This is a genomic window from Pseudomonas sp. 24 E 13 (assembly GCF_900004715.1).
Lineage (GTDB): Bacteria > Pseudomonadota > Gammaproteobacteria > Pseudomonadales > Pseudomonadaceae > Aquipseudomonas > Aquipseudomonas orientalis_A.
On record NZ_CVTO01000088.1, the window covers coordinates 14,532 to 40,538 of the forward strand.

Sequence of the window (26,007 nt, forward strand, 5' to 3'; positions counted from 1 at the left end):
AGGTCGAGAGACCTGGGGCTTTTTTGTTCTTCAGCTTTTGATCGTTCCCTCGCTCCGCGTGGGAATGCATCCGGTGACGCTCCGCGTCACCTTGCACAAGTGCCCGACTTTTCGTTGACAGCAGGACGCGGAGCGTCCCGGGCGGCATTCCCACGCAGGGCGTGGGAACGATCAAAATCCTTTCAATTTCAACGATTTAAATTTCAGTAACTTCCAATGCTTCCTACTAACTCGATCCCGCGGGTTTCATGCCCCGTATGCTCAGTATATCGTCAGGGTTCCCAGCACCTTTTTCTGCAACCCACCCGAGATCTCAGATGAGTAACCTCCAGAACCTAATCGTCAATGCCCGATCCGGCTTAGCTCTCGACGAAAAAATCTCTGATGACCGTTGGCAGGCAATCGCTAAGCAATGCGGTGCCGCTGAGATCGAAGAAATCGAACAGCGTATCGTTAGCTTACGAGCCGAGTTAGAAACGGTTGAGGAATGGGACGGAGATACCCAAGATGACATCCACCTAGCAATTAATACCTTCACCCAATTACTGAAGGCCGCGAAATCATCGACTGGCTATCAGCACAGGAATGGCGTTGTTCAGTGAAAACGCCACCAGGAACACGGCCAGCCCTACGTCGATCTGCCGGGTGTATTTGAGAAACAGTGCCTTGATCGGGCCCTGGCCGAACAGCAGGGCCACCACGGAGTACCAGATCACTTCCAGGGTCGAGCACAGCAGCACTACCAGGACTTTGTCGATGTCCGAGCGCGGCACGGATAGAAAGCCGGCGTAGATGCTGATCATGAAGGCGATGGTTTTCATGTTGCTGATATTGGTGATGACACCCACGCGGTAGGCCTTGGCGAAACTGGTCACGCCCGGGGCGGTGCTTTCGGCGGTGCCGGTGTTCTTGGCCAGTACGCTTTTGATGATGCTGTAGGCGATGTACAGCAGGTAGGCCGAACCGCATAACGTGGCGACTTTGGAAAACGCCGGGTACTGGTGCAACAAGGCCGCCAGGCCGAGCAGGGAAAGGGTCGAGAAAAACACGCCCACCGTGCAGATGCCCAGCGTCGCGCCGATCCCGGTGGGCACCGAGCCCAGCGAGGCGAAGCGGCTGACAATTATGAAGTTGGGGCCCGGGCTTATCACCGCCAGGATGTAGATCAATGCTGCTGTGAACATGGGAGCTCCTTGTATGAAGCAGCAGCTCTCCAGGCCAGCCAGCAGGGACAATGATGTCTTTTCGGCGATTAACTTAGCAGTAATTACACGCCCCGCTACTGACTATAAATTCATAAGCTTATGACCCCTTTCACCCAGACTGGCGATGGTATCGCGCGATGCCATCGCCAAGGGATCACTGAGACTGCAATGCCTTGAGCCGCTCCTCAAGATTTTGCGCAGGGAAACGTTTTTGCAACTCGGCCAGTTTCGCCGTCGCGGCCCCCTCATCGCCCGCCGCGCGCAAGCGCAACACGTCCTGCAAGCCCTGCTCCAGCGGCTGCGGCACTGCGCGCTTGGCCAGCTTGCCTTGGGGCAAGGCGTCACTGTTCATTTCGGCGCTGAACGACTCGGCACGCGACGGCGCGCTCATGGGCGCAGGCGCGGAGAAAGCTGCCGGGGCAGCGAGGCGGGTGTTTTGCACCGGGGCAAGCTCGGGGGTGCGCGTCATCACGCCCGCCAGCAACGCCACACCGGCCACGCTGGCGAATGCCATCTGCCAACGCGGTTGCTGGCACAGACGCAGCCAGCGTTGCCACAGGCTGGGCTTGGGGGCAGGCGCTTCGCGGCGGGCGGCGTTGAGAATGAATGTGTCCAGGAATGCGGGCGGTTCGCCGGCGCTGTTCTGGCGATAGTGCTGGATCAGCGCTTCGTCGCGCGGATCGTTCGGGTCTCGGGCGTCAGTCATACAGTTACCTCGTCGGCCAGCAGGCGCCGCAATTTCTGCAGGGCATAGCGCAAGCGGCTTTTAACGGTTTCCAGCGGGGCACCGGTGAGGGTGGCGATTTGCGGGACTTCGAGGTCGCCGTGCAGGCGCAGCAGGAAGACTTCGCGCTGGTCTTCGGGCAAGGCTTGCACGGCGGCGTCGAGGCGCGCCTGGTCGCGGTTCAGGCTCAGTTGCTGTTCGGGGCCGGCGCTGTCGTCGGGCTGGGCGTGCAGCAACTCGTCGTAGCTGTCGTGCAGCGGGTTGTGCAGGCCGTGTTTGCGCCAGTGGTCGATCAGGCGGTTGCGCGCAATCTGGAACAACCAGGTGCGAAAACTCGCCCGGCCTTGTGGCTGGGTGGTGCTGCGGATCAGGCTGAGCCAGGTGTCCTGGTAGATTTCTTCGGCCAGTTCGGGTTTGTTGCACAGGGATACGAGGAAGCGGTACAGGCCCTGGCGGTGCCGGGCGTACAAGGCTTCGAACGCAGCAGCGTCGCCGGTGCGGTAGCGGGCCAGCAGCGATTCGTCGCTGGGTGGATCGTCTGGAACGGCCATGTAGTGGGCAGACTCCTTTTTGTCAGATCGAAGCAGATCCAAGTGTGGGAGGGGGCAAGCCCCCTCCCACATTTGATCTTCATTGTGCTCGGGATAAGGGTTTTAGGCTTTGGGCCAGTTCCACCAGTTGCACGAATTCGTTGCGCAGGCCGAACGGGTCGTCGCCTCGGGCCGAGCGGGCCAGGGCGGCGGTGTCCTGCCAGCTCATGTTGCCAGTGTAGCGGCCATCGCCCTTGAGCTGTTGGGCGAAGGCGGCCACGGCGGCGCTGAAACGCAGGTCGTCGCTGGGCTGGGTAATCGTTTTGTCGACGGTCCGTTCGATCAACTGGCTGTCACCGCCCGCAGCCGGTTTGTAGCGTACGCGCACCGTCGCCAGTTCGGCCGAGGTGTTTTCAGCCGCAGGCGCTCTGGCATAGCGCAACGGCTCCAGCCAGCCCTTCTCGCCCTTCGGCACGATTTCATACAACGCGGTCACCGTGTGCCCTGCGCCAATTTCGCCGGCATCGACCTTGTCGTTGTTGAAATCCTCACGCTTCAGGGCGCGGTTTTCATAGCCGAGCAGGCGGTATTCGCTGACCTGTGCCGGGTTGAATTCCACCTGCAATTTCACATCCCGCGCCACCACCGCCAGGGTCGAACTGAGCTGGTCCACCAGCACCTTGCGTGCCTCACGTAAATTGTCGATGTAGGCGTAGTTGCCGTCACCGGCGTCGGCCAGTTGTTCCATCAGGTGTTCGTTGTAGTTGTCTACGCCAAAGCCGAGGGTGGTCAGCGATACGCCGCTTTTGCGCTGGTCCGCCGCCATGTGCTTGAGGCTGTCGAAGTCGCTGATGCCCACGTTGAAGTCACCGTCGGTGGCCAGCAGGATGCGGTTGATACCCTGGTCGATAAAGCCTTCGCGGGCCATCTGGTAGGCCAGCTCGATGCCGGACGCGCCAGCGGTGGCGCCACCGGCGGTGAGTTGGTCGATGGCGTTGCGGATCGTGGTTTTGTCACGCCCGGAGGTAGGCTTGAGCACCACGCGGGATTCACCGGCGTATGCCACCAGTGATACGCGGTCCTGATCACGCAGTTGATCCACCAGTAATTTCAGCGTGCTTTTGACCAGCGGCAGACCTTCGCGACGGTCCATGGAGCCGGACACATCCACCAGGAATACCAGGTTGGCCGGGGCCAGTTCTGCCACGGTTTTGTCGGAGGCCTTGATGCCGATGCGCAAGAGTTTCGTGCGTGGGTTCCACGGCGTGGTGGCGACTTCCGTGGTGACGCCAAAGGGTGAGCCGTCGGTGGGCGGCGCGTAGTCGTAAGGGAAGTAGTTGACCATTTCCTCCAATCGCACCGCGCCTTCGGGCGGCAGACGACCCTGGTTGAGGAAGCGTCTTACGTTGGCGTAGCTGCCGGTGTCGACATCCACGCTGAAGGTGGAGACCGGTGCTTCGGCGACGCGATGCACCGGGTTGTCGGGCAGGTTGGCGTATTGCTCGCGCGGTTCGCTGCGCTCAGCCAGGGTCGCCGTCTCCCGCATCATCATCGGTGCCGGCATGGCCATGCGTTTGACCAACGCGCCCTGGGCCGGGGCGCTTTGAAGCGCTGCGACGGGTTCCGCCGGTTTCGCCAGGTCAGGGGACGACGACAGCCCACACCCGGCCAGCGCCACCATCAGGGTAACGGTGAAGCCTTGGGCAGCAGGACGCAGGGAGAGCAGAGCGTGGGACATGGGCTGGGCCTCGTGAATGAATGAGCCGTTCACAAGGTCAGACGTGGGGTGCGCAAGGTTCGGGTTAAGCCCCAATTGACCTGACAGCAAAAAACAATGTGGGAGGGGGCTTGCTCCCGATGGCGGTGGGTCAGCCACTGCAGTAGTGGCTGATGTACCGTCATCGGGGGCAAGCCCCCTCCCACAGTTGATCTTCAGTGTTTGAAGAACGTCAGTCCGTACCGTATTTGGGGTTACGCGGGCCGTACAGGATGCCGGTGCGTTGCCCTGCCGACAGCAGGCGCGCACTGGTGATACCGGCAATCGGGTGCGCGGCATCGGTGGAGCTGTTGATCACCTGCTTGACCGCCGCCGTGATCAGCATGCCGACCAGGCCGCCACCGTTGTTGTTGCCTTCCTCGCTGGACGCTCGCGCCGCGCCGGTCCACAGGGTGGTGCCGGTGCGCAGGTCCACCAGCTTGGCCGAGGCCGTCACTGAGGTGTCGCTGGAGATCAGCATGTACTTGGTGCCGTATTCACTGACCGTGATGTACAACGCCGCGTCCGCACCAAAGATGTCATGCAGCTTGGTCGGCGGCACACCCTGGATGTCGTTGGCGGTGGTCAGGCCGTTCTGGCGGAAGGTTTCGTCCACCAGGGCAATCGGCAACACGTAGTAGCCGGCTTCGGCCAACGGGTAGGTGACTTGCGACACCAGGCTGTAGGACGCCTGCACTTCCGGCGATTCATTGATCGGCGGCAATACCAGGATCGACTTGGGCCGCGCCTGTTTGTACGCCGAGTAGTCGACTGTCTTGGGCGCCGCGCAACCGCCGAGCAACGCCAGGGCCAGCAAGGCGCCGGTGAGTTTTAACAGGCTCATTTGGTGGCGACTCCGGTCTTGGCGTTTTTCAGCAGAAAGTCCATGTACGCAGCGGACTCGGGGAACAGGGCCTTCTCGGTGCGAAACTCCTGCACCATCTGATCATCCTTGCCCATGTTCATGTACAGCATGCCCAGGTGCGCATGGTAACCCGGCGGCGCCTTGCGGCCACTGGCGTTGATCTTCTGCAGATCGCGTTCCAGTGCTTCCACCTGCGCTTCCTTGGGCTCGCCCTTGAAGTATTCGTAAACCTGCGGCTGGTAGCTCTCCCATTGATACAGGGGCTGGGGCGCCGTCTGGCACCCGGCTACCGTCGCGATTGCTGTCAGCATCAGCGCCAACTTCACTGCCTTGCTCATCCGTGTACTGCTCCTTGTGGTGTGGCTGATCAGTTACGCGGGTTCCAGGCGCCGGCGTTGATGCCGTCGACCAGGCGGTTGATCGCTTCGCGCATGGCCAGGTCGAGCACCTTGCCATTGAGGGTGGAGTCGTAGCTGGCGGTGCCGCCGAAACCGACCACTTCACGGTTGGACAGCGCGTATTCACCGGCGCCCTGGGTGGAATACACCACTTCGGAGGTGTTGATGTTGACGATGTTCAACGCGACTTTGGCGTAGGCCACTTGGGTCTTGCCACGGCCGAGGATGCCGAACAACTGGCGGTCGCCGGTTTCCTTGCGGCCGAACTCGGTCACATCGCCGGTCACCACATAGTCAGCGCCCTTGAGCTTCTGCACGGTGCCTTTGATCTTGGCTTCCTGGGAGGTTTCGCCCATGTTGTCGCGGTCCAGCACGCTGAAGCGGTTGGTCTGCTGCAAGTGGGTGATCAAGATGGTCTTGGCCTGGCCGCCGAGACGGTCAACGCCATCGGAGAAGATGCCGCGCATGTAGCTGGAGCGGTTATCGAACTTGCCCACGGCAATCGGCACACGCACGCCGGAATAGGCGACATGGGCGCTGGCGACTTGCTCCACCGGCATCGCGCGGTTGCTCTCGGTGGCACAACCGGCCACGGTCAACAGCGCCGCGGCGGTAAGGCCCGACAGCAGGATTTTGGAGAGTGTCTTCACAGGGTGCTCCTTGGGTGAGGAAATCAGCGTTGCTGGGTTTTCCAAGGAGAGAGGCAGCCTGGACACTATGCTGGCCTGAGTTCTTCCCTGAAAGACTGTGATGCAACGGCTGCGGCATTTTACGGGGTTAAGAGCGGTTCTCAAGGTGTTTCGGCCCGAGTAGTGAAATCCAACACAAACCTCTGGAATGTGGAGATCCAATGTGGTCAGTCAACCCATTACTGACTGGTCTACCGCTATCGGGGGCAAGCCCCCTCCCACATTTGGTTTGCGTGAATCCGAAGCAGCGGGGCCGGGGCAGCTTGCGCTGTCTCAACCTGCTTACGTAGAGCGTGATGCCTCTGATATCAGTGTGGGAGGGGGCTTGCCCCCGATGGCGGCGAACCAGCCAACACATCATTGACTGACCCTCCGCAACCGGGAGCAATCCCCCTCCCACAGTTGTTTTGCGATGTGGCTTAGAAGGCGTAGCGAGCCTTGAGCATTACGCCGTCGGCGTCAAAACCACTGCGCGCCTGGCGGGTGTAGCTGGCGCCGACGGTGAAGTCCGACACCTGGTAGTTCACGCCCACGCTGGCCTCGTAGCTGTCACGCGCCACCGATGCGCCGGTCACGGTAAACGCCGAACCACCGGCGACGAAGCTGGAGGTTTGCGCCACGCGATCGCCCATCAGGTCGTGGTAGGCCATCAAGGTCGCTTCCGGTTGCAGGCTGCCCGCGCCCATCGGCAAGTTGCCCGCCAACCGCACACCGGCACCCAGTTCGCCCACTTCATAACGTTGCGAAGACGTGCTCAAGGCCGCCGACGAACCTTTCTCGGTGTAGCCATCCATGCGCACGTTGGCATAGCGCGCAGCCACACGCGGCTCGATCACCACCGCCTGGGACGGCTTGAAGCTGTAGCCGCCAATCACGCTGGCCGACAACACATTGCTGTCGTAACTGCCCTTGGCCGTGGTGCCCGCGACGTGGCGCTTGCTGTCATTGTCGTTATGGCCGTAGCTGAGGCTGCCATCCACAAACCAGTTTTGCAGCGCCCAGTTGCCGTACAGCGACAGCGCGTGGCCCTCGACGTCGGTCTTGTTGCCCAGGTCCGAATGGATGTTGGAATTGAGGTAGCTGTAGGCCACGCCCAAAGTGGTGGTGTCGTTCACACGACCGTCCACGCCCACCGCCATGCCGCTGCTGTTGGCCGAGTAACCGTTGTTGCCGCCACGGCCGTCCTGGTCCATGTTGCTGCTCAGGCCCTGCACCCACACGCCGCCGACCTGGTGACTTTCACGCTGGTCGGTGAGGCGATTGAAGATCGCGCCGTTGACCACGGTTTGCCCCGACAGCGCCACGTCGAGGGCGCCACGGTTGACGTCCGGGGTGAGTTGATCGGCGAGCTGCGCCAGTTGCTGGGCAGTCCCGGCGTTGGCCAGGCTCTGGAACACCGGATCGTTCTGGTTAAGCCCGCCGAGCACATCGTTTTTCAGCACATTGACGGCGGTCGCGGCTGACGCACCCGCGCTGACACCCGCCAGTTCCTGTTGTACCTGCTGGTCGCTTTTCACCGCCACCACGGCCTTGACCGTCTGCGCGTCGGCCGAGTAGCTGAGCACGTCGAGCAACGACGAGGCGCTGGCGACCGCTACGCCGTTGTTCTGCACGTTGGTGGCTTGCAGCAAGGTGTATTGCGTGCCGGCTTTAGGCGCCGCGAAGTCGCCCGGGTTGGCGCTGACCGTCAGCTTGGAAGCTTGAGCCAGATTGGCCGTGCCATTGACGGTGAGGTACGGCGTGGTCGGCACCACACTGTCGGTTAGGTGCATATCAATACCTGCACCGCTGGCCACATTGAGGTCGCCGGTGATAGCAGTGCCGGGCGCCGAGAGGTTCAGCGAACCCGAGTTGACCGATACCGGCGCGATGATACGGCTACCGCTGAAACCCGCCTGACCGCCGATGTTGACGGCGCTGAGGTTGAGCAGGTCGCCGGTGATTTTGCCGCCGGTCCAGTTCAGGCTGGCGAGGTTGTTGGCGTCGACGGCGATGCCACTGTTGCTGCGGATTTCGCCGGCTTGCTGGTTGATTTCAAACGTCTCGACCTGCCTGGCCGCATCCACCTGGATCGCCGTGCCGTCCGCCGCGATGAGTCCACGGTTGACGATACCCCGTGCGCCTGTGGCGCTGTTCTGCGCAAAGCTGGCGCCGGAAAGATCGAAGGCATTGGCCGACGCGCCCTTGGCTTCAATGGTGCCGGTGTTGAGAATGTAATCGACGGTGCCGGAGAAAAAGCTCAGCCCCCTCGCCTCATTGCCATTGGCGGAAATCAGGCCGCTGTTTTCAATACGCAGGGGGTTGGTATCGGTTTCCACTTCCATGCCCCAGGCGCCTTCACCGGTGGCGATAATCGAACCCGAATTCAACAGCTTGCCGCCGATGGTGGTCGGCGTGTCGCCGCTGACGTCAAGGATCAAGCCAATCGCATCCGGACCGGCCATGTCGATCACACCGGTGTTGGAAACGTCGCCCGCAATGGTGGTGCCGTGCAGGTAAATGCCTTCGCCACCGCCCAGGTAGCCGGGAAAAGGCTCGGCGCTCACCGGCGGCGTGGAACGGATGGTGCCGGAGTTGATAACGCTGCCGCCAATGGTGGTGGCACCGATTTCAAGCCCTTCGTAGGCGCCATGGTTCATCAGAATATTGCCCGCCTGAACCACATCCCCGGTGATGGTGCCGGGTGTCAGATTGGAAGGGCCAGACCAGAACATCGGGTCGATGGCGATCGCACGAATGGTTTTGCCCTGTGAGTCCAGCGTGATGTCTGCGCGGTTGATCAGCGAGCCTTGAATGTTGGTGTTCACAAAGCCGAGACCGGCGGGATCAGTGGTGTTGGAATCGACCACCCGGGAAAACTTGCCGTTAATGGTGACCGGCTCGTTGAACGTCTCATTGGCCCAAATATTCTTGCCCTGACCCAGGTCGAACTCGACTGCCAGCACCTGCGTGCTGATTGCGCCGACCATGATTGCCAACAGACTTTTCTGGAACTGCTTGCGCTTCATTTCAAACTCCATGAACTACAGTCAAAGCCGCCAATACGCCCGGCAGCAGTAGGTGTGCTGTACGAAAGGATCAATCGATCCGAATGAGGCTCTCCCGGCGTCCCTGGGAATCGCAGGCGCGAGCCGGTGCACCGCAGGCGGTGGCAGACAGGAGGCCGTAATAGGGAGAGGTTCACATCAATCCTTAATGTCATTTGAAAACGCTGCAGTCCATGCAGCCCGACCGGTTGCGGGTGGGCGGGGTAAAGACATCGAGATAAACAAAATGTTCAAAACCATGCGACACGCCCCCAATCCCGTAGGAGCGAGCTTGCTCGCGAAGATCCCCAACGATAACGCGAGCAACCAGAAACACACGGTGCCTGAGCGTTCACCATCACGCCCGCACCAACCAACCGCGTTACCTCACCATCAGACTTACTTGAGCTCCTTCACCAGATACTGCGCAGAAATCTGCGTAATCCCGGTCAACGCCCGACGCAATGCCTCCGGGTCTGTGCGATAGGTGAGCGGCGTGTAGCCATAAACATTCTGGCCATTGAATGGCGTCACCGTTTCAAAGGTGCGCCAGATCATTTCATCGCCGCGATTCATCTGCGCCACCACGCTGAGGGTGGGGTAAATCACGCTGCTGAAACCCTGGGTCAGGCGAAAGCCCCACTCGGACACGGTCAACTGGATCTGCGCATCGGCCGGTTCATCGTCGCCGACCACCTTGAGCGTCGAAGTCTTGCCCAGCGCATCGACAAAGCCCTGCTTGAGCAACACGCCTACATCGAGTTTTTCCGCCTCCATCACCGCCAGAATGGCCACCGGCGTCGGCATCTCGGCCAACTGCCCGAGCTTCATGCCGGCGGCAAACCCTGCACCGCTCAACGCCGCAGTGCCCACCTTGGACGCCCCGCTGGCCATGCCGGCACCCGCGCCCAGTCCGGCACCCAACGCAGCGCCCCAAGCTTGTTCACGACCGAAGTACACCATGTTCTTTTCCCACTTCACGGGCAGGACGTTGACGGTCTTGATCTGCGCACGGTTTTCGGGAGTGAGGGGGTGGCTGACGCAACCGCCCAGGATGAGGGTGGTGAAGAGGATCAGGAGGAGGTTTTTCACATTGGTCCTTTAATGTTTGGGGTGGGGCTTGTGGATTGGCGTATTAGTAATGCGTTCGCTCGTCGGCAGTATGTCGGCAACGAGTGGGAAGACATTAGGGGTCGTGGTGGCACTCTTCGACGGGGCGGCATTTTGATGCCTTGCGTGGGTTTGGTGGTGCGGCTTATAGTCCGGCGGTCGCTCAAAAGGCGACCGGGTTTGGCGACCCGAAGAACGAGCCCTCAATAATCCAGAGAGCTTAATGATGAATCGATACATGCCCCTAACCGGCCACGACTGCACCATCCCAGCGCTGATCATCGACACCCAGGCACCTCTCGACGTCCTCCACGACGCCGCCGTGCACCGCATTCGGGCCGTCACCCAACTGCTGGAAAACCTGGCCTTTCGCGAACACCTCAGCAGCGATGCCGTAGTGCTTTCAGACTTCGCCCACTTGCTGGCCATTCCGCTGCGCGATGGGTGCGATTTGCTGGATGTCATCAGTCGTAGGCTTAATGCCGATCCGTCCTGAGTGAAAATCGGGCGGCCTTTGTGTCGCCCGCTTTGTGCGCTAACTGCAGAGCTAAATGAATCTGTGGGGCGCGCTCCTTTATCACTTTATGCAGCACACCTGATCCTCGGCGAGATAATAAAGCCCTTCAAGTTTTCCGCGAAGTGAAGGAAGATCAACAAGTGGCTCCGACATATAAGAAATCGGCAAGTCCGCTCTAAGCGAAGCGGAAAATTCCGAACCACTCCATTGAGGCTTTATTATTCCATTCCAAAAACAGATAGCTTCGCCGCCTTCCGATAAAATAACTGGCTTAACATATTCAACCGGGGTAATAGAGCTCCAATACAAAAACCCTAAATATACAGAGCCGCGCGCTCCAAAAAAACTGGTTCTCACAACGACTTGAAAATCCGTGCAGGCTTCTTTTTCAGTAAGCGGCCGGACTGTTAACTCATCCTCCACGGTCGCGTCCATCGGAAAGAACCAAGCGCTAAAATTAATGAGATCTTCCCTCGTCAGCTCATACGCTTGCTTATCTAACATTACCAACGCGCCTTATAATTTTAACAATGGTGAAAAATTATTTAATCAGCCTTTCTTCTGCCGCATCGACCTCAACTGAACCTACCAACTCCCTGTTCAACCTAACTCAACTCAACAGATAATAAATAAATAAAGAAAAATCATCATACAACTTTTTAACGCTAACATCTGCAGAATCTATTTCTACTACAGCCCATTTATCATTTTTATCAAAACCCACACATCGCCCCACGCATATCATCGACAAAAATCATCACACCCTCAAATAACGCCGCAGTCTCCTCATCAAAAATATCACTTACATCTAGTAAGCCGTTATAAAGCGTGAACTCTGCCGACTCAATTTTCCCGCTTCCGAACTCTCGCAAAAAAAATCTAAGTAATCATTACGAACATTTTTCTGGGCTGCTCTTGTTGCGTTAAGATTAGCATCATCTACGACACTAAGCCGTCAAACAAATGATCACCTTTCATTTAATATGTTTTCCCATCGCAAATTTAAATAAACCTGTCCTTTTTTCGCTAAATGAGGATTCTTTCATCATCTAACCTTCCCTTCCATCGCAGTTTTCTTCCGCTCCCTTATTCTGACATTTCTGTAAAATACGGTTGCCCTCGACGCCCCTCACGTCACTCTATTCTCTAGGTAGACGTTGAGGTAGAAAGCAATAAGCGGCTACCCAAGTAGCGCTCCCCCCTAACAGAAAACTCAAAACCATAGGAAATATATTTCTTGCTATCTGATAACCCTCAACCTTACTTATAAAGAAAAAAATAACACCCAACATCCATATAGAGGAAACAAAAGCACCGACAATTGAAATCACTAAGTAGGCTTTAAATCCACCTTTTGGCTTAATCAAAATTAGTGATATAGCAAAACCCAGAGCGGGGATAAAAAATACCAATTGAGCCATCAAGGGAACCGTAATAAATAGCGAAAAAACCTCACCTCCTCTTACCTCTCCTATCAATGACGAATTTTCGACCACTGTCACTATTATCGAAATCAACATAAATGGCACAGCTGCCAATCCCGCAAAAAACGGAATTAATAAGAAGGCGAAAAACACTTTTATACTGGGATACATATTAAACCTCATTGCGCGCATCCTTGACTAGCAACTTACTGCAAAAGTTAACAGCTATATTTAATTGGCTTTTTATTACTAACTCGAATTAAAATAAATCCGCGCCCTTTTCTAGCGCTGAATAGGGGTCAGACCACTATTCTTCCAAATAAATCTGTCCCTTTTTCTCGCAGAAGAGAAACTTATTTGCCGCCCAGTTTAAAATCATCTAGCTGCTTATTCATTTTTTCTAAAAAATTACTGGCAAAAGCATTATCAACCCTCAATAAAAGCCTCAAAACATCGTAAATTTTCCACCTATGAAGATCAGGTGACTCAATCACAACGATGAGGTGCTCACGTAGCTCTGGAATATACTCATAAAATTTCTTATCCTCAACCAACCAAAAAAATCCGGAAATCTCAAAAGGTCGACTATTTGATAATTTAATTATTTTCTTAATTGGTTCAAAAATTTCACCCCTTGCTTCCTCGCCATTTCCTCTATCAGAGGAACGCGTGAAATATCCAACCAGCGCAGCCAATGCCAACTTGAATGTTTCGTCGTAACCGTACAACCTATGAACTTCGAGTTCTCCAATTTCATCCGCACGGCATAAAGCATTGGATAAATAAGATAATCCCTCTCTATACCCCCAGCTAGTCAACAACCTCGCTGCGGCAAATCTAATACTCTCCTCAGAGTGCCCCAATAGCTCAATGACACCTTGTACTCTGCTACGTGGGATATCCTCCGCATCTATATCCGTAGCATCGACCGCATAATCTGCATTTGGAGGAACAGAATAGAGCAAATCCTCTATGTCTTTTTTCATTCGTGTCACCTATTTCTTTACAGGCTTAACATATTGAGAAGGAACGCAGCCTTTTATTAAGCACTCTCCATCTCTGGTGGCATTCTCAAGATCCTGTTGAGCAGCCTTTAAGCGCCTTGCATTTTCGTCACTGGCCTTCACGGCAAATCTTCTTTCCGCCTGATCTACCTTCTGCTGCAACGCTGATCTAACGCTCGCATTGTCTAAAAATTCAACATTTGCTAATTTACCAGCATCTATATCTTTTTGCATTTGTCCTACATCAATAGCAATTTGCTGCGCCCCGTAATTCTTTATTTCCCCAGCAACAACTGGATCTGTCGTAGATATATAAGGAGAATCCTTAGAGTTGCCACCTCGAATATGGGACTGAATGGACCCTTCACCATTCAGGTTCGGTGGTACGAGATCATTATCTGCATTTATGTAAGCTTTAGGCGCACCTTTTTCATTCGTAGTAGATGAAAAATCGTTGTCGCTTCGGAAAACAAATTTGCTTTCCTGAGCGTCCATCCCCGCCCGTAGTGCCCAGCGCCCGGCAGCCCAGTCAACCAGCCTTCCACCAATAAATCCACCAGCCGCACCTGTAGCAGCACCCAGCGTAGTATCGACGAGCCTCTCGCCCAACTGCTCTGGGGTGGAGAAGATGAGCTTATCCTCAGCTCGTGCGATGGCCTGCGCCGGGATTGGGCTATTGAACCACTCGTAACCGTCACTCACCGACTGAGCAATGCTTGCTGGGATCTCTTTGTAATTCTTCACGAGATTATCGAGCCCAGCCACGAATTTTCCCGGAAGTTCAGCGGTGTAATCCACGGCACCAATTCCGAGGGCCTCTGTCCGGTAACTCAACTTATTCGCGGGTTCATACCCGGTAAAAACAAGTTCACTACGATCATAACCATTAAAGTAACTAGCTACCCCCTCGCGATACTCATCGAAGGTCATACCAGTGAGGTAAGCCTCCAATTGAACGGAGCGCTCATGATCAAGCATTTCAAGGTTTCTGGACTGGTCGAGGTCATCCATTTCCTTGATGATTTTTCGCTCGCATGCACCAGCTCCCGCACCGAGCGACTTGCAGCCCGCGCGTTTTTTATCAGCAGCTTCAATTTCACTGTGCAGGAGCCAGTTATAGGTAGTCGCTTTTTGCGCAACTTCTGCACCTTTTTCAAGATCACCATCGACTGCGGCGGCAGCCACTAGACCTGTCAACTGTGAAAGCATCAACATCACATCGTCGTTGCCATGTGCCGCCCAGTCCAACTGGTTAATCAGCGCTTCATTCAACCCCGCCGCCGCCGCGCCTGTTTTAAAGTCACTACCGGTCGCTTCAGCTAGCAATCCACCCATCAAGGCATGCGCAACGATTTTCTGAACACTGCCATCCGGGAACTTGATGGTGTCGCCAACCCAGTTAAAGCCCGTGGCCATGGCGACGTTGCCGGCTTCTCCCAGTAAAGCGGCATTGAAGTTGTCACCGAAGCTCCCCCCTTGGATAGCCGTCGATATCCCACTGGAAATGACAGCGCGGCCACCAGCTCGTAGTGCAATATCTCCAGCCGATGTCCAAGTGAAAATATCACTCGGGGAGTTGGTGACCGCCAACGTCGAGCCAGCACTCGGGCTAACACCGCTGACAGTACCAGCACCAGCGCTGTCTGCACCGGCAAACCAATTGGTATCAGCATAAGAAAGTGCGCCGGCAGTAAAACCAGAGACTGCCGCACTCTTGATGCTGTTGGCGCTAACTGTCTCCTTCAAGGCCCTGCCGAGGTTGCCTTTGTTGTTAATGGTGCTGGTAACACCCGTAGTAGAGAAGCTCGTAGCGACCGCCAGTTGCCAGCCACCTAGACCAAACCCAGCCGGCCCCATAATCGCCGCCATCATGATCGCAATCGCAATCTTGGCACCGGCACCCAGCCCCGAGTTGTCGTACTTGAAGCTCTCGTGAATCTCTTTCACCTGGCGCCAATCAATGTCGCCACGCGCTTCAGCTTGCTTGAGCCAGGCCAAATTAGGATCAGCCTTGACCATCGCATCAACGGTCTGGCTTACAGTCTGCTGATCGACCTGTTTGACGTCGATACGAATGCCTTCGGCGGCCTTGATGACAAGTTTTCCTTGGGCAACCAACTCGCTCTGACGCAAGGTTTCGTCTGTATTACCTTTGCCCTTAGCGCTGAACCACGAGAGGTCGCTTTTGCTCTTAGTGTGGCTCTCATCGTGCAGGTCCTTGACGCCTTCAAAGACGATCGCACCGCCACTGTCGAGGATGATGTCCTTGCCGCTGTTGAGCTTGGCGACTTGATACAGCTGGTCGCCTTCACTTTTCAGTGTCAGGTTGCCGCCAGTCTTGATTTCGGTGCCTACCTGGGTCGTGCGGGTGACTTCATCCGTCTGCGCCTTTTTAGCGCCCCAACTGCCCTTCTCCTTCATGTCATACAACGTATGCGTACTGTTCTCAGCCGCCAACAAACTCAACTTATCCCCGCTATACAGATAAGCCTCATTCCCCGCACTGATCCTGCTCGCCACAATCGTGGTATCACGCCCAGCCTGGCTGACAAAATCTCCACCCGCCGTCAGCACGCTTGCCACTTGGGAGGTCTGGTCGTCCGAGGTCTTGATGCGTTTTTTGCCGTGCTTTTCCTTGCCTTCGACGTTGTGCATGTCGCTGACCGAGGCGACGTTGAGGTCGCGGCCGGCGGCGATGTTGAGGTCTTTGCCGGCGGTGGCGGTGCTGCCGATGATGTTGACGTCTTGCCCGGCCTGCAGGTTGAGGTTGCCGCCCGCCGTGACGCTGGCGGCGAGGTTTTTGACGTCGGTGGTGATGCTGGATTTCTCGCCGTCGTCGCGGGTCTCGTGTTTGACGCTGGTGTCGCTGGCGGCGATGAGGTTGAGGTCGCGGCCGGCGGTAAGGTTTGCGTCGTTGCCCGCTGTCAGCGCGCCTCGGTTGGTGAGGTCGCGGCCGGCGTCGATGGCGAGGTTTTCGCGGGCGACGATGGTGCCGGCGCTGGTGTCGGTGAGGGTGCGCATGCCGACGCCGTCACGCACCTGGATGGCGGTGGTGTCGTTGGTGACGTCGCCTTTGAGGGCCGTGAGGCTGACTTGTTTGCCGCGAATTTCGCCGGCCATGGCGTTGCGGATGCTGTCCTGGGCCAGCAGGCTCAGGTTGTTGCCGGCCTCGACCAGGCCGCCGGTGTAGATACTGCCGCTGCTGATGGCGGTAAGGTTGTTGCTGGCGCGCAGGGTGCCGACGTTGATCAGGTCGCCGCCGGTGACGAGGTTGAGGTCGCGGCCCTGGATCAGGCTGTTGCCGCGCACGTTGCGCGAGTCGGCCTGGGCCAGGTACAGCACCGGCACGAGCACGGTCTGGCCGTCGATGACGCGGTTTTCCATCCACACGATGTCGTGGGTCAGGGCGCTGACTTGCTGGCCGGTGAGGGCCACGCCGAGGCTCAGGCGCAGGGCGTCTTTGCTGGCCAGCGCGTTGTCCATCAGGTAACGGAACTGGTCGGCGTCGCTGTACAGGCCGCCGGCGAGGAAGCGTTGGCCGGTTTGCGCGAGGACGGCGTCGCGGATCAGGCGGGTTTCGTACTGGCCGTCACCGAGGCGGCGCCAGGCGTTGTCGGCGTTGAAGCCGAGTTTGCCGAGCATGTAGTCGGAGCTGAAGAAACCGGACACCGAGGTGAACTCGGGGTTGGTCTCGATCAGGTAATGGCTGGTGGGGTCGGCGTTTTTGACGAACAGGCCGTACTCGCCCTTGGGCAGTTGGAAGGTGGGCGAGGTGGTGGGGTCGACCGGGGCGAAAGCGGTGCCGGTGTAGTCCACCGGTACGAAGCCGCCGCCGGGGGCCACGCCTACGACGGGCAAGACGCTGCCGGGGGCCTGGGCGCTCGGGTCGTTGGCGTGTTTGCTCAGGTTGATGTTGATGCCGCCGACGGGGATGCCGGTCTGGTCGTCGCCGAGGGTGCCGGTCAACTGGGCCAGGGTGTTGTTGTGCAGCGTGCCGTTTTGCAGGGTGCGGGCGACGTTGAGGTTGACCGTGCCGCCCGCCTGCAGGGTGGCGTCGTAGCCGGGGCCGCCGTTGCTGGTCCAGGTGGTGACGTCGCTTGAGTGGACGAAAGGCCGGCTATTGGGCGAACGGTTTTTCAGTTCTTCGAAGCGCGCCTTATCGAAATTCCCCGCTGCCGTGGCCGCATTGAACGCGGGAACGTCGACATAGCGCATGCGTTCAAACAAATCGTCGGGAACGTGCCCCGGCGTGTTGACGACAATCTTGCGCTGCCCCGTGCGCGTGGCGGCGCCCTGGTTGAGCAGGTCACCGGCGGTGATGCTCAGGTCGCCATTGGCGGCCATCAGGCTGTAGCGGTTCTGCACATTGTCGCCTTGCAGCAGCATGTTTTTGCCGGCCACCAGGCGCGCCGATACTGAGTCCTTAGTCGCCGCCTCAAGGTACGTTTCGTAGATGGTGATCTCGCCACGTTCCCAGTCGTCTTTCTCGCCGCAGTGTTGCGAACAAACCCAATACAAGCTACCGGTGGTGAGCGTCTGCCCGAGTTCGAATTCGTCCTTGGCGTTTTCGATAAAGCCTGCATTGATGCCGATGGAGCCTTCGCTTTCCACGGTGCCGGAACGGTTGCTGAACAGCACGGCACGCCCGCCATCCCGCGCGGCGAAGCTCAAGTTGCCTTTGCTGTAGACGTCGCCATAGCTGTTGCTGAAGCCATTGCTGCGCAAGGTCATGTCGCCGCCGCTGAACAGCAGCGAATCGGCGGCATTGGTGATGCCGTTGACCGCCGTGAGGTTCACCGTGCCCTGGGCACCGAGGGTGCCACGGTTGTTGATTTGCGCGGCGGCGATATCCAGTTGCTGGCGGGCGGTGAGGAAGCCGAGGTTGTCCAGGGTGCCGCCCAGGGTCAGGCGGGTATTGGTGGCGGCCAGGCGGCCGCCGTTCTGGCTGAGGTTGTTGGCGGCGACGGTGAGTGTTTGCAGGGCCGAGACGCGGCCGCTGTTGCTCATATCGCCGGTGTTGATGCTGATGTCACCGTCGCTGAGCAGTTCGCCGCCGTTGTCCAGGCTGGCCACGTTGAGGGTCAAGCCCTTGGCGCTGGCCATGCGGTCACCGGCCTTGAGGGCCAGCGCCTGGTCGCTCTTGTAGGTGAGCACGTCGTTGAGTTGTACGCGGCCCAGGCCGTCGACGTTGCCGAAGGCCCAGTCGGCGCTGCCCATGCCCTGGATATTGCCCTGGCTGCCGGAGAGGCTGGCGGTGTTGAGGTGGAACAGGCCGGTGCCGGCGTGTTGCAGCATGCCGTTCTGGTTGTTGAGGCTGGCGGCGTCGAGGCTGAAGGCCTGGCTGCCGAATTCGAGGGTGCCGTTCTGGTTGTTCAACGCACCGCTGAGGTTGACGCTGCTGCTGGCGCCGCCCAGCGCACGCAGTTGCCCGCTTGCGCTGTTATCCAGGTTGCCGCCGGTGAGGGTCAGGCCCTGGTTGGCCTCGATCAGGCCGCCCTGGTTGGTGAGGGTGTCGCGTGAGTTCAGGCTGATCTGATTGCCGCTGACCTGGCCGCCCGCACTGTTGTCGAGGGTCGCGCCGCTGACGGTCACTTGTTCTTTGCCGAACAGTTTGCCGCCACGGTTGGCCAGGGCTTCGACGGTCAATTGCAGGTTGCCGACCAGGCTGGCCATCAGGCCGCCGCTGCCGTTATCGACGCTGTTGGCGGTGACGCTCAGGCTGTCGCCCTGCACGGTGCCGCCCTGGTTGTGCAGGCTGGCAGTGGTGAGCACGGTGGGGGCGCCGCTGCTGAGGATCAGGCCCTTGCGGTTGCTCAGGTCCTGGCCGCTGTAGGTCACGCCTTCGGCGCCGGCCAGCAGTTGGCCGTTGTCGTTGTTCAACTGCTGCGCGGCGATGTCCAGGCGCTTGCCGCGCAGGGTGCCGCCGTCGTTGTTGAGGGTGGTGAGTTGCTTGACCAGCACGCTGCGTTCGCCCGCGTCGATCTGGCCGCCGACGTTGGTGAGCAGGTCGCTGACCTTGAGCACCACGTCGCCGCCATCGCTGACCAGCGCGCCTTTGTTGCTGTTGGTGAAGGTCTGCGCGGTGACGTCGACAGTCTGGCCCAGCAGGATGCCGGCGCTGTTGTCGAAGCGCTCGCCCTGCAGTTGCAGCAGGCCCTCGCTCTGGATGCGGCCCTGGGCATTGAGCAACTGGCCCGGCCCTTTGAGCAGCAGGCTTACGCCCTGGGCGCCACCGGCGAGCAGGCCGGCATTGCGGTTGTCGAGGCCGGAAGCGCGTACGTCGAGGCGGTCGCCCAACATGCGCCCGGCGCGGTTGTCGATGTCGCCGCCAGCCACGTCGAGCAGCAGTTGCTTGCCGACGATCACGCCGCTCTGGTTATCCAGGTTGGCGGCGTGCAACTCGATATCGCCCTGCCCGGCCTGCAAGCGGCCCTGGGCGTTGTTGAGCTGTTGCGCGGCGGTCAGCGTGAGCTTGCCGGTGTCGGCGCTCAATACGCCGCCTGCGTTGCTGCTGAGGGTGCCGGCTGTAACGTTTAGATCGGTGCTGGCCTGGGCGAAACCCTGGTTGTTGTTGAAGGTGTTGGCGACGCTCAGGTTGAGCGCGCCGCCGTCGGCCTGGATCAGGCCCTTGAGGCTGTTGTCGAGGTCGCTGGCATTGACGGTCGCGGTTTTGGCTACCAGTACGCCGTTCTGGTTGTTCAGGTTGCCTGCATTGACGGTCAGGTCGTTGGCGATGACTTGCCCGCCGCTGTTGTTCAGGTCGGCGCTGGTCAGCGCGAGACTGCCGCCGGCCATTTCGATACGACCCTGGCGGTTGTCCAGGGAGGCGCTGTTGAGCGTGGCGGCCTGGCCTTCGCCGAAGCGGATCAGGCCACCGAGGTTGACGATGGCCGGTGAGCTGATCACCAGGCTCTGCTCGCCGAACAGACGCGCGGTGGCGCCCTGGTTGGTGAGCTTGGCGCTGCTGACCTCGATGTTCTTGGCCTGGATGATCGCGCCCTGGTTGGTCAGCGCTTGTGCGGCGGTAATCGCCAGGCCTCGGCTGGCCAGCAGGCTGCCGCTGGTGGTGACGGTCTGCGCGTTCACCACCAGGTCGCCGGTGGTGTTGCGGGTGTTATCGGCGGCGACGCCGGCTTCGATGATGCCGGGGTTGTTCACGCTGGCCGCATTGATCTCGATGCGCTGGCCGGCGGCAATGCTCTTGCGGTTGACCAGGTCCTGGGCGCTGCTCAGTCGCACGTTGCCGTTGGCGTAGACCTTGTCGGTGAGGTCGACGGTCTGTGCGCTGACCTTGACGTTACCGGTGGCCGCCGCCTGCGCCATGCTCAGGCGGCCGTTGGCGTCGAGCTGGATATCGCCACCACTGGCTGCGAGCGTACCGTCGAGCTTCACGCCCACACCGGCCTCGGTGCCCACCAGCTTGATCGCGCCGGCGTACATGCCGCCCAGGGCCGACGAGTCGATCGCCAGCTCGGGTTTGGCGCTGCCGTCATCGGCGCGCACGGTGGTTTTCAGGCTTTGCGCATCGACGTCGTTACGCCCGGCGATCACGTTGAGTTCGCGGGCGTTGATCTGAGCGTTGATTTTGGCGGAGCGGGTGATGATGTCGAAGCGTTCGACGTTGCTGGCGTTCAAGCCTTCGCCGTCGATGGTCACGGCGCCGCCATCGACCTGGTAGCTTTTCAACTGGCCGGTTGGGTCGATGACCGGCTTGCCGGTGGTCAGGGTGACGTTGGGCGTGTTGATAAAGCCGCAACCGCTGCACGTCACACCATACGGGTTAGCCACGATGACCTTGGCCGACTGCCCCGCCACTTCGGTATAACCGCGCAACTGACTGGCGCTGCCGCCGTTGACTTCGTTGAGGATGACGTTGGCCGCGCCGCCCTTGAGGTTGGGGTTACCGACAATGATCCCGCCCAGTTGGGTGTTGACCATAGGGCCGTTGCCATTGTTCAGGATCACGCCGTTGGGGCCGACGTTGTAGTCCTTGAACTGGTTATGAGACAGACCCGCGCCGTTCGGCGTGGCGATATTCACCACCGGCACACCATTGCCCGCCGCGCCCACCGTGGTACCCGGCGCACTGACCACGATGCCCTCGGCCTGGGCCAGCAACGGCTGCCAGAACAGCGCGTTGGCGAGGATCAACGCCAGCCCGCGCTTGGGCAGGCCGAAGAATGCGTTTCGCGGCTTCAGGGCAGCAGAAGGTTGGCGGGCCAGGAAGGCGAATTGTCGAACATCCATTTTCGTAGTCTCGTTGCAGCGGGCATTAAGGACATGCGGCAGTAACCGGCGCTGGGGGCTCGCTCATTACTGTCGACATGCGATCGTCAGGCTGGCTGGCTGGAGATAGAACGTCAGCTTTTAATGCCATATCGGGAAAATGCCATTACTTAGCCATCAGATCGCCGAATAAGTTAGTACAAGGAAAGGGGGAAAAGTTCGCGAGGGATGTGTGAATTGGATCCCACTTATCGGAATTTATGTGTGGGGTAGGTTTGAATAGCGTCGACGCAGCGGGCGAGTGGGATTGACTCAGTTGCTGCCACGTCAGTGGAGGCCTACCTGAGCTCGGGAGAAGCCGCCGAAACTCAGGGAGGATATCTATTGTTTTGCGCAACTAGTCGATGGGACTTCTGCGACAGGGCCGGGCATCTCTAAACCGGAGAGAAGTCGAATCACTCCGCCGCATCTCCAGTCATGCCGGTCCAGATACGCCTCATAATCCTTACCTGCCTCAGGAGTAAATACTTGAGGAGCTGGCACACACCTGAATTGGTCGGTGACCATTTTCATCACGACCACAGAAGGGGCGCCTGCGGGGATAACAAACTCTGAGTACGACTCGCCATAGCTCAGATGATCGCTCCTCCATGACGCCGGCATTCCTATACTTCGTATGGTGTGTTTGCCCAGGGTGGAGTTGAACTTATCTGCAAGTGTATCGCCATAGGCATAAATAGGTTCTTTGCTCGAAGCGCAGTCTTGTCCTGGATTGATTGCGGCGGGCAAACCGTTGTTTCCGAAAAGACGGATCCTTGCGGAGGTTGCCTGATCGTAGGGCTGCTCTTGTATAGGCTGTTTGTGATTAATAGAACCACAGCCACTGAGCAACAGCGTAGAAAAAATGGCAAGTAGTCGGATGTTCAAAAATAACTCCTTGGGTTAGGTATTACGCTGTGATTGGAAAGTTTTTGTATGCCTAATTTGGCTGATGGCGCCTAATATATTGCTTCTGTCGCTATAATAATCGACTCCTCTCTACCAGCTAAAGACAGAGCCGGTACAGCACAAGCTTGGCTAAACAATTCGAGACCTTCTAGAGTTATCGAAGGCAAATTAAAGGCCAAATTCATCAAACTTACTAAACCATCCACTCCACCTCAAAATCAACTAGTTGAGCCTGAAGCCCTGCCTCATGCTCGAACCAGTAATCAAACCCTTCAATATCACTTTTCTTCAAGTAAAGATAATACCCGCCAGTGTCGCCATCACGGTCGTCCGCAACAACAATTTTCCACCCAGAGTATCCGCCAGTAACAATGACACCCTTCCGAATGATAGACATATTCACATCCTAGTCCGCATAGGTAAACATGACTATTAGAAATATATTTTCCAGACACAGGGTCTTTAACTTGAAAATGCACATGCAAAACACCCGGAGCATGTGTTCCTAATAGATTCTGAGTCGATAAGGAACTCCTTGGCGCCATCAGTGCTGTCAGCCACCAAGTATTCAGATAACATCCAGAAACCTACAACTTACAAGAGACATTCAAACCGCAAGCGGAGATAAAATCGTGCATCGGCACATTAAGGGCGTCACCCTCTCCAGAAGAAAGAATATCTTGCAATGTAACGATGTCATTTTCAAAATCCAATGAAACATCAAAGCAATTAAATTCAAACTTCCTGAGCAAAACGCTCTTGGAATGGTTCCGCTCGTCAAAGGCATCTTTTAAAATAGAGCGAACACTGTCACCCAACTCTTGGACGACAAATCGTTCTATTAGTGTTTCGCCGCTGCTCATAACTGTTCCTAACTAGTACAGGAATGCAGCCTGAATCACACTATCCCGAACATCTATTTTGATTGTAGATATTGTAGCGGGCTTTGCGTGATGAGGTGCGCCAGCAAGCTCCCCAGCAGTCGTCGTTGCTTTTGCACCTACAAGTAATCTAGCCAGTCACCGGACTTAACATTCTGTCTCTTCTTAAGTAAGTCCTCGTACCGAGCTTTATTTTTTTCAACATCACCCTCAATATCTATAGAAATAAAACCACGCCCCCTCTCCTCTACAGATAAAGCTGTTGGCTTAATCTTCATCGGCGAATGCTCTATCAAGACCCCTGAAACCTTAGACTTATGAAATATAAAGCTCTTCCCTCCGGCCAAGGGAAGGATTTCATCCATCACAGAAAACATTATTTCAGGGTTAGAAATTTCAATTTTTTCACCATCTTCATAACTTTCTGAATAGTTCTCTGGAATGAGGAAAAGTTTATAATCAATAACAACCAGCCAGCCCTCCAGCCCAACAATATCGCCAATATTCATTATCACTCCCCTATCACAATGGCATTAACGCCTGTTGACATTGCGCCATCTAACAACCCTTGCTGAACACCTCTTGGCCCGACATACGGGTCTCGTGTCATATAGTAACTTACGCCATCAACAGATTTAACACCATCAACAATAATGAAGTGTTTTCCTTGGCCAGCGGGAACCTGAACGATAACACTCGTTCCTTCTTGCAGTGCTTTGTTTAACTGCTCAGGTAGCATTGAAGTGTTTACAGTATTCTTAACTCCCGCCTTAGATATCACATCTGATAATTCCAGAGTGTTAACGCCGGTCGGCCTGACCCCATTTACAAAGCTTCCAATTGCATTGTCAAGGCTAATTGCCGCACCCGTTTTGTCAGTAATTGTCATTGCTGCGCAGGCTGGTCCGCATACAGGGGCGTCACCTTGTAAAACAACAGAGCCCTTTGGTTCATATGGGATCGTTTTAGGCGCAACAGTAATACCGCCTGCGCCATCAACAGAAGCACCTGCTGTCCCTTTTGGACCAAGAGCGCCACCTGTTACAGTCTCAACATTCCGCGCCGCAGCAGCAGCATCCGCAGTAGCAGCTACCTCCTTCGCCCCAAGACTGCCAAAGCCTCCCACACCTAACGCCCCACCGCCAGCCATCGCGGCACCAAAAGGCACCTCTGCTGCTGCTATGGTCAGTTCGGTACAAGCTACTGGGTTCATCCCGCAGGCATTTAACAGGGCTGGGCCAAGCAACATGCCTCCTGCCACTGTTCCGACTACAACAGCACCACCCGCCAACGTATAAGCAAGGCTTTCACGGCGCTCGGCATACATTTGCGCCGAGCACGCCTCTGCGCTCAGTCCTGCACAGTTTTGCTCCTTGTAGTGCTCGTTTTCAGCGTTGATGCGCTCTTCGGCTTTTTGTTCAAGCGTCTTACCCTCAGCTAATGCACTGGCAATATCAGCCACTGAGTTGTTCTCAACCGCATTGTTGCCAGCCTTTGCACCGGCAAGTGCACCGCTCAGGTCACCTCCTGCAAGCCCGCCTGCCAAGCCCGACGCCAATGTCGAAAGCGCCGATACTGTCTGTTTCTGCTTCTCACTCAAATTCTCGGTTTTAATACCCGGATACAACTGCGCCGCAATCAACTCCCCCGTGCCAGCTCCTGCGGCGCCGGCAACCGCCGAGTTCCCTTGGGCCTGTGCAACTACAGCACCCAATACCACGTGGGCCATGATTCGGGCGGTATCGTTGTCCTGCGCTGACTGCTTGATGATGTTCGCCAGATAGGGCGCCGACGCGCCTGCGAGGGCGGAGCCGATGTCCCCGCCCGCCAGTCCTTGCAAAGCTGCCGTCACCGCTTGAGCGGCACGTTGATAATCGCCCCCCGTTTCGTACGGCTGCATCACCGTACGGGTCACCTGTGCGGCGATCTCTTTATCCGTCGGCTGGGTATTGCCCTCACGGATAAGTTTGTCTCGCGCAGCCGCTATCGCTTCGGGATCTTTTTGAGCATTGGCCGCGTTAATGGCACCTTGAGTGCGTGTAATATCCGCCGCTTGAGTGCCAATATCCGCAATCAACTGCACCTGCCGCAGCCGTTTCTGCTCTTTCTCCTTATCGAAGATGGGGCTGATGGCGCCGTTGGCGTGTTCAACATCGTGGCTCAGCGTTGCCACGTCCTGCTGCTGTTTGGCAGGGTCGCGGATGTTGAGGGTGCCGTTGGAAATGGCCGAGGACGTGGTGCCGCTGTCGCTGTCGCCGTGGTTGAATCCGACCAAGCTGCCGGTGGGCATATTGCTGATGAACGCGTTGGTGCCATCGCTGCCACTGCTGATGCTGGCGCTCTGCAATTGGCTTGTGTACTCAGCCTTGTTCTTTAAAACGCTCCATCCCAGCGTACCGGTGTTCAGGCGGTTTTTGTCCGGCGTAGCCGTGCTGGCGATCACGCTGCCATCGAGTTGCGTATGGTTGCCCACATCAATCTGGTAGCCGCCCTTGCCGCCGAACAGGCCGGTCTGCTCCTGCACACTCTGGTATTTGGAGTCGATCTTGCTTTTGCTGATGCTCAGGTTTGCACTGCCACCGGTGCCGATGATGGCGAAGCTGACGCCTCCACTGACATCCGTTTGCTTGGACTTGTAGTTATCGGTGTCCTGCAGGCTTTGCAGCGTGAGGTCGCGACCCACGGTGGCGGTGATTTTGTCTGC

20 protein-coding genes are annotated in these 26,007 nt (G+C 57.4%); 2 read left to right on the forward strand and 18 right to left on the reverse strand.

Features of this window, described 5'->3' with window-relative positions:
- Positions 1–317 precede the first annotated feature (317 nt).
- On the forward strand, positions 318–602 hold the full coding sequence (locus BFP90_RS05545; RefSeq protein WP_065896188.1) for a hypothetical protein: 285 nt from the start codon (positions 318–320) through the stop codon (positions 600–602).
- Here the strand turns inward: BFP90_RS05545 and BFP90_RS05550 are convergent.
- From BFP90_RS05550 to BFP90_RS05590, 9 genes are all read right to left on the reverse strand, one after another.
- Positions 561–1,184, reverse strand: a complete 624-nt coding sequence (locus BFP90_RS05550) for a LysE family translocator (RefSeq protein WP_065896189.1) — start codon at positions 1,182–1,184, stop codon at positions 561–563. The genes BFP90_RS05545 and BFP90_RS05550 overlap by 42 nt on opposite strands.
- Before the next feature lie 175 nt (positions 1,185–1,359).
- Positions 1,360–1,911: a hypothetical protein gene (locus BFP90_RS05555; protein ID WP_065896190.1), complete on the reverse strand. Its 552-nt coding sequence runs from the start codon at positions 1,909–1,911 to the stop codon at positions 1,360–1,362.
- On the reverse strand, positions 1,908–2,480 hold the full coding sequence (locus BFP90_RS05560; RefSeq protein ID WP_065893850.1) for an RNA polymerase sigma factor: 573 nt from the start codon (positions 2,478–2,480) through the stop codon (positions 1,908–1,910). Before BFP90_RS05560 ends, BFP90_RS05555 begins: the two co-directional genes overlap by 4 nt.
- 79 nt (positions 2,481–2,559) lie before the next feature.
- Positions 2,560–4,197, reverse strand: a complete 1,638-nt coding sequence (locus BFP90_RS05565) for a vWA domain-containing protein (RefSeq protein ID WP_065896191.1) — start codon at positions 4,195–4,197, stop codon at positions 2,560–2,562.
- 211 nt (positions 4,198–4,408) lie between these two features.
- Positions 4,409–5,059 (reverse strand): DUF799 domain-containing protein, encoded by a 651-nt coding sequence (locus tag BFP90_RS05570; protein WP_057725334.1) that lies wholly within the window; start codon positions 5,057–5,059, stop codon positions 4,409–4,411.
- The gene (locus BFP90_RS05575; protein ID WP_057010471.1) at positions 5,056–5,418 is read right to left on the reverse strand and encodes a DUF4810 domain-containing protein; all 363 of its coding nucleotides are present in this window, start codon (positions 5,416–5,418) and stop codon (positions 5,056–5,058) included. Before BFP90_RS05575 ends, BFP90_RS05570 begins: the two co-directional genes overlap by 4 nt.
- A 29-nt stretch (positions 5,419–5,447) precedes the next feature.
- Positions 5,448–6,128, reverse strand: a complete 681-nt coding sequence (locus BFP90_RS05580) for a CsgG/HfaB family protein (RefSeq protein WP_065883139.1) — start codon at positions 6,126–6,128, stop codon at positions 5,448–5,450.
- 458 nt (positions 6,129–6,586) lie between these two features.
- Positions 6,587–9,175 carry an autotransporter family protein gene (locus tag BFP90_RS05585; RefSeq protein WP_065896192.1) on the reverse strand — a complete coding sequence of 863 codons (2,589 nt, stop codon included), beginning with the start codon at positions 9,173–9,175 and terminating at the stop codon, positions 6,587–6,589.
- A gap of 417 nt (positions 9,176–9,592) precedes the next feature.
- Positions 9,593–10,285, reverse strand: coding sequence for a hypothetical protein (locus BFP90_RS05590; RefSeq protein WP_065896193.1), 693 nt, complete (start codon positions 10,283–10,285; stop codon positions 9,593–9,595).
- A 256-nt stretch (positions 10,286–10,541) separates the two neighbouring features.
- On the opposite strand from BFP90_RS05590, the gene BFP90_RS05595 reads away from it, so the two are divergent.
- The gene (locus tag BFP90_RS05595; protein WP_065883145.1) at positions 10,542–10,799 is read left to right on the forward strand and encodes a hypothetical protein; all 258 of its coding nucleotides are present in this window, start codon (positions 10,542–10,544) and stop codon (positions 10,797–10,799) included.
- Between the two features lie 81 nt (positions 10,800–10,880).
- On the opposite strand, the gene BFP90_RS05600 is transcribed toward BFP90_RS05595, so the two are convergent.
- The 9 genes from BFP90_RS05600 to BFP90_RS28120 form a co-directional block, all read right to left on the reverse strand.
- Complete coding sequence (locus tag BFP90_RS05600; protein ID WP_065893854.1) at positions 10,881–11,324, reverse strand: hypothetical protein; 444 nt, start codon at positions 11,322–11,324, stop codon at positions 10,881–10,883.
- A gap of 635 nt (positions 11,325–11,959) precedes the next feature.
- Positions 11,960–12,427 carry a hypothetical protein gene (locus BFP90_RS05605; RefSeq protein ID WP_065893855.1) on the reverse strand — a complete coding sequence of 156 codons (468 nt, stop codon included), beginning with the start codon at positions 12,425–12,427 and terminating at the stop codon, positions 11,960–11,962.
- Between the two features lie 170 nt (positions 12,428–12,597).
- Positions 12,598–13,230: a hypothetical protein gene (locus BFP90_RS05610; RefSeq protein ID WP_065893856.1), complete on the reverse strand. Its 633-nt coding sequence runs from the start codon at positions 13,228–13,230 to the stop codon at positions 12,598–12,600.
- 9 nt (positions 13,231–13,239) lie between these two features.
- Complete coding sequence (locus BFP90_RS05615) at positions 13,240–21,495, reverse strand: two-partner secretion domain-containing protein (protein WP_065896194.1); 8,256 nt, start codon at positions 21,493–21,495, stop codon at positions 13,240–13,242.
- A 360-nt stretch (positions 21,496–21,855) separates the two neighbouring features.
- Positions 21,856–22,401, reverse strand: coding sequence for a hypothetical protein (locus BFP90_RS28115; protein WP_141688930.1), 546 nt, complete (start codon positions 22,399–22,401; stop codon positions 21,856–21,858).
- Positions 22,402–22,615: 214 nt separating this feature from the next.
- Positions 22,616–22,819 (reverse strand): hypothetical protein, encoded by a 204-nt coding sequence (locus BFP90_RS05620; RefSeq protein ID WP_065896195.1) that lies wholly within the window; start codon positions 22,817–22,819, stop codon positions 22,616–22,618.
- A gap of 190 nt (positions 22,820–23,009) precedes the next feature.
- Positions 23,010–23,285, reverse strand: coding sequence for a hypothetical protein (locus BFP90_RS05625; RefSeq protein ID WP_065896196.1), 276 nt, complete (start codon positions 23,283–23,285; stop codon positions 23,010–23,012).
- Positions 23,286–23,422: 137 nt separating this feature from the next.
- Positions 23,423–23,812 carry a hypothetical protein gene (locus BFP90_RS05630; protein WP_083203167.1) on the reverse strand — a complete coding sequence of 130 codons (390 nt, stop codon included), beginning with the start codon at positions 23,810–23,812 and terminating at the stop codon, positions 23,423–23,425.
- Positions 23,813–23,814: 2 nt separating this feature from the next.
- Positions 23,815–26,007, reverse strand: a 2,193-nt coding sequence (locus BFP90_RS28120) for a VENN motif pre-toxin domain-containing protein (protein WP_176718018.1), incomplete at its 5' end; no start/stop codon positions are given.